The sequence below is a fragment of the Streptococcus timonensis genome, from assembly GCF_047463455.1.
Taxonomy (GTDB): Bacteria; Bacillota; Bacilli; order Lactobacillales; family Streptococcaceae; genus Streptococcus; species Streptococcus timonensis_B.
On sequence record NZ_JASHDV010000001.1, the window covers coordinates 129,103 to 142,085 of the forward strand.

A 12,983-nucleotide genomic window follows, 5' to 3' on the forward strand; every position below is an offset into this window, starting at 1 on the left:
TTCAAGTTACTGTAGGATTGTGATATAATAGGTAACAATGAGTTTTTAAAACAAACCAAAGGAGTATCAAAATGATTTACGCTGGAATTTTAGCAGGTGGAACCGGCACGCGAATGGGTATTAGTAACCTACCTAAACAATTTCTTGAGTTGGGAGACCGCCCAATCCTAATCCATACAATTGAAAAATTTGTCTTAGAGCCAACTATTGAAAAGATTGTAGTTGGAGTTCACGGAGACTGGGTGACACACGCAGAAGATTTAGTTGAAAAATTCCTTCCACTCCATAAGGACCGTATCATCATAACAAAAGGTGGGGCTGACCGTAATTCCAGTATTGAAAAGATTATTGAAGCTATCGGTGCTTATCGTCCAATCACTGAAGATGATATTGTAGTTACTCATGACTCAGTTCGTCCTTTTATCACACTTCGAATGATTCAAGATAACATTGCTCTTGCACAAAATCATGATGCTGTTGATACAGTGGTTGAAGCAGTAGATACCATTGTTGAAAGTACAAACGGTCAGTTTATCACAGATATTCCAAATCGTGCTCATCTCTATCAAGGGCAAACTCCTCAAACCTTCCGTTGTAAAGACTTCATTGATTTGTATGGTTCTTTATCAGCAGAAGAAAAAGAAATTTTAACAGATGCATGTAAAATCTTTGTCATTAAGGGTAAAGATGTAGCCTTGGCAAAAGGTGAATACTCAAACCTTAAAATTACAACAGTTACAGACTTGAAGATTGCTAAAAGCATGATTGAGAAAGAATAGACATGATTAATCAAATTTATCAACTGACAAAACCAAAGTTTATCAATATTAAATATCAGGAAGAAGAAATTGATCAAGAGAATCATATCCTCATCCGACCAAATTACATGGCGGTTTGTCACGCGGATCAACGTTACTACCAAGGTAAACGTGATCCCAAAATTTTAGCGAAAAAACTACCAATGGCTATGATTCATGAGTCTTGTGGTACAGTCATTTCTGATCCAACCGGTACCTACAAAGTTGGTCAGAAGGTTGTTATGATTCCAAATCAACCACCTATGCAAAGTGATGAGGAATTCTACGAAAATTACATGACTGGAACATATTTCTTATCAAGTGGTTATGATGGGTTTATGCGAGAATTTGTATCTCTGCCTAAGGATCGTGTTGTATCTTACGAAGAAATCGAAGACACAGTTGCCGCCATTACAGAGTTTGTCAGTGTTGGCATGCATGCTATGAATCGTTTCATGACGGTATCTCACAGCAGACGCCAACGCATCGCTGTCATTGGTGATGGAAGTTTAGCTTTTGTCATGGCCAATATTATCAACTACACTTTGCCTGATGCGGAGATTATTGTCATTGGTCGCCACTGGGAAAAATTAGAACTCTTCTCGTTTGCGCATGAACGTTATATTACTGACAGTATTCCAGAAGATCTTAGCTTTGATCATGGATTTGAGTGTTGTGGTGGTGATGGATGCGGTCCTGCTATCAATGATTTGATTCGTTACATCAAACCCCAAGGTACCATTTTGATGATGGGTGTTAGTGAGTATAAGGTTAATATCAACACTCGTGATTCATTGGAAAAAGGCTTGTTACTAGTCGGTTCTTCCCGTTCTGGAAGAATTGACTTTGAAAATGCTATCCAAATGATGGAAATTAAAAAATTTGCCAATCGTTTGAAGAATATCATTTATCTAGAAGAGCCAGTCAGAGGAATTAAAGATATTCATCGAGTTTTTGCAACGGACCTTAATACTGCCTTCAAGACAGTATTTAAGTGGGAAGTCTAATGGGGGGAAGATTATGAAGGAAATCGTTAAAGAGAAGATTGCCTCTTTATTATCAGGTGATGAAGAAATTCAGAGCGTTGAACAGTTGGGTGGAATGACCAATCAAAACTACTTGGTTCAAACATCCTCAAATCAATATATCGTTAAGTTTTTCGGTAAAGGTACAGAAAAATTAATCGATCGCCAGAATGAAAAGTTCAATATTGAATTGTTGAAAGATTTAGAATTAGATGTAGAAAATTATCTTTTTGATATTGAAGCTGGTATCAAAGTCAATCAATACATTGAAAATGCTGAAACACTTAATTTAAATACCATTAAAACTAAATTTGAGAAAATTGCTCCCATTCTACAAACGATTCATGCTTCTGGAAAAAAATTAAAAGGAGAGTTTGCTCCTTTTGATGAGATCAAAAAATATGAATCCTTGATTCAAGGAGAGATTTACTATCCAAACTATGAAGCTGTAAGAAAATCAGTATTTTCTCTGAAAGAAGAGCTTGAACAAATCGGAATTGAGAAGAAATCATGTCATATTGATTTGGTTCCTGAAAATTTTATTGAAGCACCAGATGGGCATCTTTATCTAATTGATTGGGAATATTCTTCCATGAATGATCCTATGTGGGATCTTGCGGCTCTCTTTTTAGAGTCTGAATTTACTACAGACGAAGAAGATTCCTTTTTGTCATATTATGAAAGCGAACAGACACCAGTTTCTCGTGAAAAAATTCGTATCTACAAAATCTTGCAAGACATTATTTGGAGCCTATGGACCATTTACAAAGAGGAAAATGGTGCAGATTTTGGAGATTATGGAATCACTCGTTATAATAGAGCTGTAAAAGAATTGCAGTCTAAGGGAGGTATTGATGAAAACTAAAAACGGAGTTTCCTTTGGACTTATCTCAGGGATTTTTTGGGGATTAGGGCTAACCATTAGTGCTTATATCTTCTCTATATTTACTGACTTGTCACCTTTTGTAGTAGCAGCAGCGCACGACTTTCTTAGTATTTTTATCTTGCTAGGATATCTTCTCGTTAAAGAAGGAAAGGTACGTTTTTCAATCTTCTTGAACATTCGAAATGTCAGTGTTATTATCGGAGCACTATTGGCTGGGCCAATTGGCATGCAGGCCAATCTCTATGCAGTCAAATATATCGGTAGTTCTTTAGCATCCTCAGTTTCAGCTATTTATCCTGCAGTATCTGTCATTCTCGCTTTCTTTTTCTTAAAGCATAAGGTTTCGAAGAATACGGTATTTGGAATTTTATTAATCATTGCAGGAATTATTGCTCAGACTTACAAGGTTGAACAAGTTAATTCCTTCTATATCGGAATACTCTGTGCCTTGATTTGTGCGCTTGCTTGGGGAAGTGAAAGTGTTCTCAGCTCATTTGCTATGGAAAGTGAACTCAGTGAACTAGAAGCCCTTTTGATTCGACAAGTAACATCCTTCTTGTCCTATCTAGTTATTGTACTCTTCTCACATCATTCATTTGCAGAAGTGGCAAATGGACAATTATTGGGACTTTTGATTATCTTTGCAGCATGTAATATGATTTCTTACCTTGCCTACTACATTGCTATCAATCGATTGCAGCCAGCAAAAGCTACTGGATTAAATGTGAGTTATGTAGTATGGACTGTTTTATTTGCAGCAATTTTCTTGGGTTCGCCCCTTAATTTGCTGACCATCATTACTTCACTTATCGTAATGGCTGGTGTTTACATTATTATTAAAGAATAAAGGAGAAAACGCGTGAAAGCGATTATCTTAGCAGCGGGATTGGGAACTCGTTTGAGACCCATGACAGAAAATACTCCCAAAGCCTTGGTACAAGTCAATCAAAAACCTTTGGTTGAATATCAAATTGAATTTTTAAAAGAACGTGGAATTGATGACATCATCATCGTTGTAGGTTATTTGAAAGAACAATTCGACTATCTTAAAGAAAAGTACGGTGTGCGTTTAGTCTTCAACGATAAGTATGCTGATTACAATAACTTTTACTCGCTTTACTTGGTAAAAGAAGAATTGGCTAACAGCTATGTTATCGATGCGGATAACTATCTTTTCAAGAATATGTTCCGAAATGATATCAAGCGTTCAACTTATTTCAGTGTTTATCGCGAAGACTGTGATAATGAGTGGTTCCTAGTTTATGGTGATGACTTCAAAGTTCAAGATATCATTGTCGATAGCAAAAACGGACGCATCTTGAGCGGTGTGTCATTCTGGGACGCTCCGACAGCTGAGAAGATTGTTGGGTTTATCGATGAAGCCTATGCAAGTGGCCAGTTTGTTGACCTCTACTGGGATAACATGGTTAAAGATAATATTAAAGAACTAGATGTTTACGTAGAGGAGTTAGAAGAAAACTCTATCTACGAAATTGACAGTGTCAAAGATTATCAAAAATTGGAGAAGATTCTTTCATCACAAAAATAAGCAACTTTTATGAACTGATACCTTACCTATTTTTACTTGACTTTTTATGTTTGATACAGTATACTGGTGAAAATTTAACCTTTAAGGGAAGTCCAGAGAGACTCACAAGGTGTCAGAGAAAAGAAACTACGATTGAAACAAGTAAGCAAGTGCTTATTTGCTACTTTTGTGTAAATATCTTAACTGAAACCTTGCTATTGCAAGGTTTTTCTTTATCTGATCCCCTTAAAATTTAAGGAGGAAAAGTTATGAATCCAAATTGTAAGAAGCGCATGGGAGCTATACGCTTGGAAAATATGAAAGTGATTGATCAAGAGGAAATCGCGCCAGCAATCTTTGAACTAGTTCTCGAAGGAGAAATGGTTGAAGCTATGAAAGCTGGACAATTTCTTCATTTGCGTGTACCTGATGATGCTCATCTCTTGCGTCGTCCGATTTCAATCTCATCTATAGATAAGCCTAATAATCAATGCCACCTCATTTATCGAGTTGAGGGTTCTGGTACAGCAATCTTTTCAAGATTAAAAGCTGACGATTTTTTAGATGTCATGGGCCCTCAAGGAAATGGTTTCGATTTATCTGAGCTAGACGACTATTGCAAAGTCCTTCTAGTTGGTGGTGGAATAGGAGTTCCTCCATTACTTGAAGTAGCTAAACAACTACATGAGAGAGGTGTAGAAATTACAACTGTTCTAGGATTTGCTACTAAAGACGCTGTTATTTTGGAAGACGAATTAGCCAAATATAGTCAAGTATTTGTGACAACAGATGATGGCACCTATGGTATTAAAGGGAATGTTTCTGTAGTGATTAAGGAATTTGACACTGAATTTGACGCCATCTACTCATGCGGAGCGCCTGGGATGATGAAATATATTAATCAAACCTTCCTTTATCATCCACGAGCTTATCTATCATTAGAATCTCGTATGGCTTGTGGCATGGGAGCTTGCTACGCTTGTGTCCTAAAAGTGCCAGATAGTGAAACAGTTAGTCAACGCGTTTGTGAAGATGGTCCTGTATTTAAAACAGGAACAGTAGTTTTATAAGGAGAGTGACATGACTACATATCGATTACAAGTCTCTCTACCAGGCTTAGAATTAAAGAATCCTATCATTCCTGCTTCAGGCTGTTTTGGTTTCGGACAAGAGTATGCCAAATACTATGATTTGGATCTTTTAGGATCTATCATGATTAAGGCTACTACACTTGAACCGCGTTTTGGTAATCCAACTCCTCGAGTGGCAGAAACACCTGCTGGTATGCTCAATGCTATTGGTTTGCAGAATCCTGGTTTAGACGTCGTTCTCTCTGAGAAATTACCTTGGCTTCAAAGAGAATACCCAAATCTTCCTATTATCGCCAATGTTGCAGGATTTTCAAAACAAGAGTATGCTGCCGTTTCTCATGGTATTTCTAAAGCAGGTAATGTGAAGGCAATAGAACTCAATATTTCCTGCCCAAACGTTGACCATGGTAATCATGGACTATTAATTGGCCAAGACCCTGAGTTGGCTTATGATGTGGTTAAAGCAGCTGTAGAGGCTTCCTCAGTTCCTGTTTACGTTAAACTAACGCCAAGTGTAACTGATATTGTTACTATTGCGAAAGCTGCAGAAGACGCAGGAGCTAGTGGTCTCACAATGATTAATACTCTTGTTGGTATGCGCTTTGATCTCAAAACTAGAAAACCAATCATTGCAAATGGGACAGGAGGCATGTCTGGACCTGCAGTATTTCCGGTAGCTCTCAAATTAATTCGTCAAGTAGCTCAAACAACTAAGCTTCCAATTATCGGTATGGGGGGAGTTGATTCGGCTGAGGCAGCGCTAGAAATGTATTTGGCGGGAGTATCAGCAATTGGAGTCGGTACAGCAAACTTTACCAATCCATATGCTTGCCTTGATATCATTGACAATCTTCCTAGGGTTATGGACAAATATGGTATTGTAAATCTAGAGCAATTAAGAAGTGAGGTTAAAAGTCAATTTTAGTTTTTCTAAATGAAGTTTTACATCCTTATTATTTTGAAAGCCTGTGTCTTTTTGGTATAATATGACTATGATTGTAACAGTACCGATTAAAACAGAAAAAGATATCGCAACACCAGGTCCAACAGTTCTAGTTTTAGGATACTTTGATGGGGTGCACATGGGTCACCAAAAACTCTTTGATATTGCTGGCGAAATAGCCTCAAAAAAACATTTGAGTGTTGCCGTAGTTACCTTTAATGAATCACCTAAACTGACATTACACCAATATAATCCAGAACAATTATTGCATATCCTTAATGCTGAAGAACGTGAACGTAAATTAAAACGTTCAGGTGTTGAAGCTTTGTATTTAATGGATTTTACAAGTCGGGTAGCAAATATGACTGCTCAAGAGTTTGTCAATACTTTTGTGAAAGAAGTGAAAGCAGATACGATTGTAGTAGGATTTGACTATAGTTTAGGATCTGATCGCAAATCAGCTGAAGATCTTAAAGAAATTTTTGATGGGGAAGTAGTTATTGTTCCACCAGTAGAAGATGAAAAAGGGAAAATCAGTTCTACACGAGTTCGACAATGTATTGTTGATGGGAATGTGAAGGAAGCTGCTCAGCTTCTTGGAGCTCCATTGCCTTCTAAAGGAGTTGTAGTTCATGGGAATGCGCGTGGTCGAACTATTGGTTATCCTACAGCTAATTTAGTACTTTTAGATAGAACATATATGCCAGCAGATGGAGTTTATACTGTAGATATTGAAATTCAAAGAAAAATCTACCGAGGAATGGCTAGTGTTGGTAAAAATGTAACTTTTGATGGTGTTGAAGAGAGGTTTGAAGTTCATATCTTTGATTTCTCAGATGACATCTATGGTGAAAGAGTTACTGTTTATTGGCTTGATCGTATTCGAGATATGGTGAAGTTTAACAGTGTTGACCAACTAGTTGACCAGCTTGAAAGCGATGAGAAAATAGCTAGAAAATAACGATTATAGAAGTTTGGGATTTATCTCAAACTTTTTTATTTAGAAAGCTAGAATTAAAATGTAGACAGAGGGTTATAGTTATAATAATTTTAAGGTAGAAGTTGAAAAAATACTTTTGTTTTGATATAATTTCAATATCAAACTAAAGGAGACAATTATGTTTAAGGAAAAACGAAATAAAGGTTTTGTTTCTGGACTAGTCCTTTCGGTCATTCTTCTTGCAGTTGGAGGTCTGATGGGATTTCTTTGGAATTTACACCAAAACCCAACAGCTGCCTTTGCTAGTAACAGTGAATCTGGTAAACAAGTTAAAATGACTGTTTATGATATTTATCCTGAGATTATTGGTGATGTAGATGGTGGAAGTGTTGTCTATCTTGTCCAATATAGTCAAGAAGGTGATGGTAAATACGCGGTTATTGAAGCAAAAGAAAATGATGCAGAAGTTAAGAAGTTAATCGAGCAGGCTACTGCCGAAACTTTAGCTGATAATCCAGGGACTTTGTTGGGAACACAATTACAACCACTAAGTACAAATGTGAATACCTCACGTAATAACAGAATAGTAGACTTATCAGGATTCTTGAAATCAGTTTTAGAACCTACGTCTACAGTTTATCAAAACATGAATACGAATGTTTACCTGAGCTTGACTGAACATTCACGTGATGGTTGGTATTATATCATTGGAGCAGCGATTTTCGGTGGCATGGGAGTATTTACAGCTATTACAGCCTTTATTCTTCGTAAAAAATCAATTGCATCTTATAATGAACTATATCAAACTTATCCAGAGCTTCAGGGTAATCTGGAGGGCATTGCCGACCAAGCTGACTATTATGACCAAGATCTGAAAGTAATCCTATATAAAAACCACTTAATTACTTACTTTAAAGGGACTCAAACTGTTGACTTAAGAGAAGTTGATCAGATTTACCTTATTGAGAATAGTTACCATCGCTATGGTTTTACAAATAAAGTCTATCAACTGTGCTACATTCGTAAGGACAGTCCTAAGAAGCATAACATGACTATTCGGACTACTAGAACAGTTCAAGAACAATTGGAAGAATTTTGGGAGTTACTCATGGAAAAATTCCCAGATATTCATCTAGGAGTTTAGTATTAAAGCACCGAAATCGGTGCTTTTTTATTTATAAAAAATCTTATAAAATCGAGTCTATCACTTGACATCCTAAATTTTTAGGAGTAGAATGTTTACTAGTTAATTAAATGGTTAAATACTAGTTAAGGAGTTCTAGTGAAAAAGAAAATACTAATATGTATGCTATCTTCGGTACTTGCCTTATTTTTAGGAGCTTGTAGTCAAGATAAGCAAAATGATGCCAAAGAATCACATGGAATGAAAATAGTTACCAGTTTTTATCCTGTATATTCTATGGTAAAAGCAGTTTCTGGTGATCTTAATGATGTAAGAATGATTCAGTCTAGTTCAGGCATTCATTCTTATGAACCGTCAGCAAATGATATTGCAGCTATCTACGATGCGGATGTATTTGTTTATCATTCTCATACCTTAGAGTCTTGGGCGGGTAGTCTAGACCCAAGTCTACAAAAGTCCAAGGTTAAGGTCCTAGAAGCATCTGAGGGTATGACCTTGGATAGAGTATCTGGCTTAGAAGATATAGAAGTAGGAAAAGGTGTGGATGAGAAAAGTCTTTATGATCCGCATACTTGGTTAGACCCTGAAAAGGTAGCTGAGGAAGCACAAATTATTGCTGATAAATTATCAGAATTAGATAGTGAGAATAAAGAAATATATCAGTCGAATGCTAAGAAGTTTATTGATCAAGCTCATGAGTTAACAAATAAATATAAACCTATCTTCGATAAAGTGGAGCAAAGAACGTTTGTGACACAACACACTGCTTTTTCTTATTTAGCAAAGAGATTTGACTTGAATCAACTTGGTATTGCTGGTATTTCTCCTGATCAAGAACCAAACCCAAGACAACTGAGTGAAATCCAAGAATTTGTTAAGACCTATAAAGTTAAAACTATTTTTACAGAGAGCAACGCTTCGTCTAAAGTAGCTGAAACGCTTATCAAGTCAACAGGTGTGAGTCTTAAAACTCTCAATCCTTTAGAGGCAGACCCACAAAATGATAAGTCTTATTTAGATAATTTAGAAGAGGATATTGCAATACTAGCAGAAGAATTGAAATGAGGAAATTATGAATAAAACAAAGAAATATTTAGCTGGATCAGCAGTAGTTATTGCGCTTAGTTTTTGTGCTTATGTTTTAAATCAGCACCAAGAAGCAGAGAAGAAGGAAGATAATCGTGTATCTTATGTTGATGGGAAAAACAATGAGTCTAAAAAGAACGAAAATTTGACTCCTGATCAAGTTAGCAAAAAGGAAGGCATTGAGGCCGAACAAATTGTTGTGAAAATTACTGATCAGGGATATGTGACTTCTCACGGAGACCATTTCCATTACTATAATGGTAAAGTTCCTTTCGATGCGATTTTTAGTGAAGAACTAGTCATAAAAGATCCAAGTTATCAATTGCGTGATGAACACATCGTTAACGAAATTAAAGGTGGTTACATCATCAAAGTTGATGGAAAATATTATGTCTACCTAAAAAATGCTAGTCAAGCTGAAAATATTCGTACCAAAGAACAAATTGAAAAACAAAAACAAGGGCATACATCTGACCAAAAAAATGATTCTAAGGAAATTGTGGCAGCTAGAGCTCAAGGACGTTATACAACTGATGACGGTTATGTTTTTAACGCTTCTGATATCATTGAAGATACAGGAGATGCTTATATCGTTCCCCACGGAGGACACTTCCATTATATTCCTAAGAGTGATCTGTCAGCGGGTGAATTAGCTGCCGCAAAGGCTTATTTATCTCGCAATAGTTCAGCTCTCAGTCAACCCTTGTCACTGACACCGAATAATGGTGTTTCTGCAGCAGATGATGGTTATGTCTTTAACCCTAATGATATTGTCAGAGATACTGGCGATGCTTATATCGTACGACATGGGGACCACTATCACTATATCCCTAAATCATCTCTTAACAATCATCAAGCACAATCTAACACTCCAAGCTTAGAAAGTCCTTCTAGTTCTACACCAAATAATCCGTTACCACATGTTCACCATGAAGAAGAGGAACACGATCATGGTTTTGATGCAAATAGAATTATAAGTGAAGATTCAGAAGGTTTTGTCATGAGTCATGGTGATCACAATCATTACTTCTTTAAGAAAGATTTGACACCTGAGCAAATCAAGGCAGCACAAGATCATTTGAAAGCTAAGTTACCAGTGACACCAAGTCCAAGTCATGAGGACCATGATGAAGATGAGCATGACCACCATCATGGTGAAGACCATGATCACGGCTTTGATGCGGATAGAGTCATCAGCGAAGATGCAGCTGGCTTTATCATGAGTCATGGTGATCACAATCATTACTTCTTTAAGAAAGATTTGACACCTGAGCAAATCAAGGCAGCACAAGATCACTTGTACGGAAATAAACATTCAGAAACTAGCCCAGATAATCACAGTAGTAAACCAGAAGAACACCATCATGATAACCATGGAAACCATCATGAGGAAGAGCACGATCATGGTTTTGATGCAAATAGAATTATAAGTGAAGATTCAGAAGGTTTTATCATGAGTCATGGTGATCACAATCATTACTACTTTAAGAAAGATTTGACACCTGAGCAAATCAAGGCAGCACAAGATCACTTGTACGGAAATAAACATTCAGAAACTAGCCCAGATAACCACAGTAGTAAACCAGAAGAACACCATCATGATAACCATGGAAACCATCATGAGGAAGAACACGATCATGGCTTTGCAGCAGATCGAGTGATAAGTGAAGATGATAAAGGATTTGTCGTTTCTCATGGAGATCACAACCACTATTTCTTTAAAAAAGATTTAACAAAAGATCAGATTAAAGCTGCTCAAGAACATTTAAACAGTCATAAAACTGAGTCTGTTAAACCTCTTGCAAAAGATGTAGAAGCATTTTCTAGAGAGGCCAGTGACAAAGAAAAAATGGAGTATATTGCTAAGACCTACGGTGTACCGCTAGAAGCCATTCGTATCTCAAATGGATTCTTTGTATTTGGAAATCCTGATCAAGACTATGACCCAACACACATTCATCCTTATGCAATCCGTAAGGAACACGTCCGTATTCCTTTAGTTACCGGGGACCCTGAACTTGATTTCCTAAACGAGCTTTATACAACTGCTATACGTGATGGTGTTTCACCATATAGTTTGCAAGTTGAAAATGGAAGTTTCGTCATTCCTCACGGAGATCATAACCATTATATTAAAGTTCAAACAAAAGGTTACGAGGTCGCTCTTAAGAATAAGATTCCAGCGCTACAATCGTCTTATCAACCAGGCACATTTGATGAAAATACTGTAGAGCATAAGGTTGAACAGCTTTTGGCAGAGAGTCGAGAACTCTATAAAGACAAGCCAAGCGTACAGAGACAGATTGAACTTGCTTTGGGGCAATTCTCTGAGAATATGAAGAAGCTATCAACCAACTCTACTGCAGGTTATTTGGCAGCTCTTGATCAATTTGACAAACAGTATATTCATATTGATTCAAGTGTGAAGCCTACTGAAGCTAGTCCATTAGATAAAAAATACCAAGCTCTGGTGAATAAGATTAATACCTTAAATACGGATGCTTATGGACTTCCTAAGAAAGATCTCTTGGTACAATTGCAGGAAAGTAAGTTAGCACAAGATGAAGCAGGATTAGATGCTATTGATGCTAAACTTCAAGCTTTACAAGATTTTAATGATCGAACAGGTGTCACAACAGTTGAGTACATCAAGTATTTCTATCAACATTTATCTGATGGTCGATTAAATGAAACTCTACGCCAAAAAGTTGCTAACTTAACGTGGACTCTTTACCAGTCACAATCCTTCCTTAAGGCAACAGATTTAAATAAACTCTTCCCAGAAATCTATCAAACAAAATTTGAAGTAGAAGAAGCTCTTAAAAATGAGCCTGTTGCAAGCAAGGCTTCTAAAACAATCTTAGATACTGAAAAAGTTGATGGTCAGAGTGCAAAAACTGCAGTTTATGAGTTCTTGAGAGGCTTGTTTGATGATATTCAACCTGAGGAACAAAGTAACCATGTCTTAAAAGGGCAAGTAGAAGAGTTGCTAACAAAAGCTGAAGAATTGATTAGTAAAGTTAAGGAAGACGGTGTAAAAGCTTCTCTTGCTGATGAACTTAAGAATCTAAAGGTTGCTAGTGATAAAGATAATGCTGACCTCGATGAATTAAATACTCAAGTTCAAGATCTTCTAAAACGTATTTCACTGACTATTCAGAAAGAAAGTCAGGAAGAAGAACAAGATCCACAACTTTTGGCTTTGTATCAACAGCTTTATAACGGTGTAATTGCTCTTCACTCTTATTTGGAGATGAATAATGGTTCAGATGCTGACTTTGAAAAAGTAGATGCTCTGTTTGATAAACTAGCAGCAGCAAGTAAGGATAAGCAGGCTCTTCTGGTAGTTGCTCAAGAAATTCTCTTATTGAACCAAGAGCTTAGATCTAAAGCAACATCAAGACAAGAAACACCTGTTGAATCAAGTAAAACAAGCACTGATGGGCAAGTAGAAGCTAGCTCAGTGCAGACAAGCAGTGAAACAAATACGGAAACGACTACCGAACAAAATCTTGAATCAACAGATAAAGTAGCAGAATAAGA

11 protein-coding genes are annotated in these 12,983 nt (G+C 36.8%); all 11 read left to right on the forward strand.

All coding sequences use genetic code 11. The features are described from left to right. Positions 1–71 precede the first annotated feature (71 nt). The 11 genes from QM847_RS00665 to QM847_RS00715 all read left to right on the forward strand — a co-directional run bounded on the left by QM847_RS00665 (position 72) and on the right by QM847_RS00715 (position 12,981). Positions 72–779: a 2-C-methyl-D-erythritol 4-phosphate cytidylyltransferase gene (locus QM847_RS00665; RefSeq protein WP_414353249.1), complete on the forward strand. Its 708-nt coding sequence runs from the start codon at positions 72–74 to the stop codon at positions 777–779. A 2-nt stretch (positions 780–781) separates the two neighbouring features. Further along, positions 782–1,804, forward strand: coding sequence for a ribitol-5-phosphate dehydrogenase (locus tag QM847_RS00670; protein ID WP_414353250.1), 1,023 nt, complete (start codon positions 782–784; stop codon positions 1,802–1,804). A gap of 13 nt (positions 1,805–1,817) precedes the next feature. After that, positions 1,818–2,687: a phosphotransferase gene (locus QM847_RS00675; RefSeq protein WP_414353251.1), complete on the forward strand. Its 870-nt coding sequence runs from the start codon at positions 1,818–1,820 to the stop codon at positions 2,685–2,687. Next, the gene (locus QM847_RS00680; protein ID WP_414353252.1) at positions 2,677–3,555 is read left to right on the forward strand and encodes a DMT family transporter; all 879 of its coding nucleotides are present in this window, start codon (positions 2,677–2,679) and stop codon (positions 3,553–3,555) included. The genes QM847_RS00675 and QM847_RS00680 overlap by 11 nt, the downstream gene beginning before the upstream one ends. Before the next feature lie 12 nt (positions 3,556–3,567). Continuing rightward, a complete protein-coding gene (locus QM847_RS00685) occupies positions 3,568–4,257 on the forward strand; it encodes a sugar phosphate nucleotidyltransferase (RefSeq protein ID WP_414353253.1) in 690 nt (229 codons plus the stop codon). Positions 4,258–4,505: 248 nt separating this feature from the next. After that, the gene (locus QM847_RS00690) at positions 4,506–5,306 is read left to right on the forward strand and encodes a dihydroorotate dehydrogenase electron transfer subunit (protein ID WP_414353254.1); all 801 of its coding nucleotides are present in this window, start codon (positions 4,506–4,508) and stop codon (positions 5,304–5,306) included. Between the two features lie 10 nt (positions 5,307–5,316). Continuing rightward, positions 5,317–6,252 (forward strand): dihydroorotate dehydrogenase, encoded by a 936-nt coding sequence (locus QM847_RS00695; protein ID WP_414353255.1) that lies wholly within the window; start codon positions 5,317–5,319, stop codon positions 6,250–6,252. A 67-nt stretch (positions 6,253–6,319) separates the two neighbouring features. After that, positions 6,320–7,231 carry a bifunctional riboflavin kinase/FAD synthetase gene (locus QM847_RS00700; RefSeq protein WP_414353257.1) on the forward strand — a complete coding sequence of 304 codons (912 nt, stop codon included), beginning with the start codon at positions 6,320–6,322 and terminating at the stop codon, positions 7,229–7,231. A 157-nt stretch (positions 7,232–7,388) separates the two neighbouring features. Further along, positions 7,389–8,354, forward strand: a complete 966-nt coding sequence (locus tag QM847_RS00705) for a hypothetical protein (protein ID WP_414353258.1) — start codon at positions 7,389–7,391, stop codon at positions 8,352–8,354. A 162-nt stretch (positions 8,355–8,516) separates the two neighbouring features. Continuing rightward, positions 8,517–9,419 carry a metal ABC transporter solute-binding protein, Zn/Mn family gene (locus QM847_RS00710; protein ID WP_414353751.1) on the forward strand — a complete coding sequence of 301 codons (903 nt, stop codon included), beginning with the start codon at positions 8,517–8,519 and terminating at the stop codon, positions 9,417–9,419. Positions 9,420–9,426: 7 nt separating this feature from the next. Next, entirely contained in the window at positions 9,427–12,981 is a 3,555-nt protein-coding gene (locus QM847_RS00715; protein ID WP_414353259.1) for a pneumococcal-type histidine triad protein, read from the forward strand. Positions 12,982–12,983: the final 2 nt, after the last annotated feature.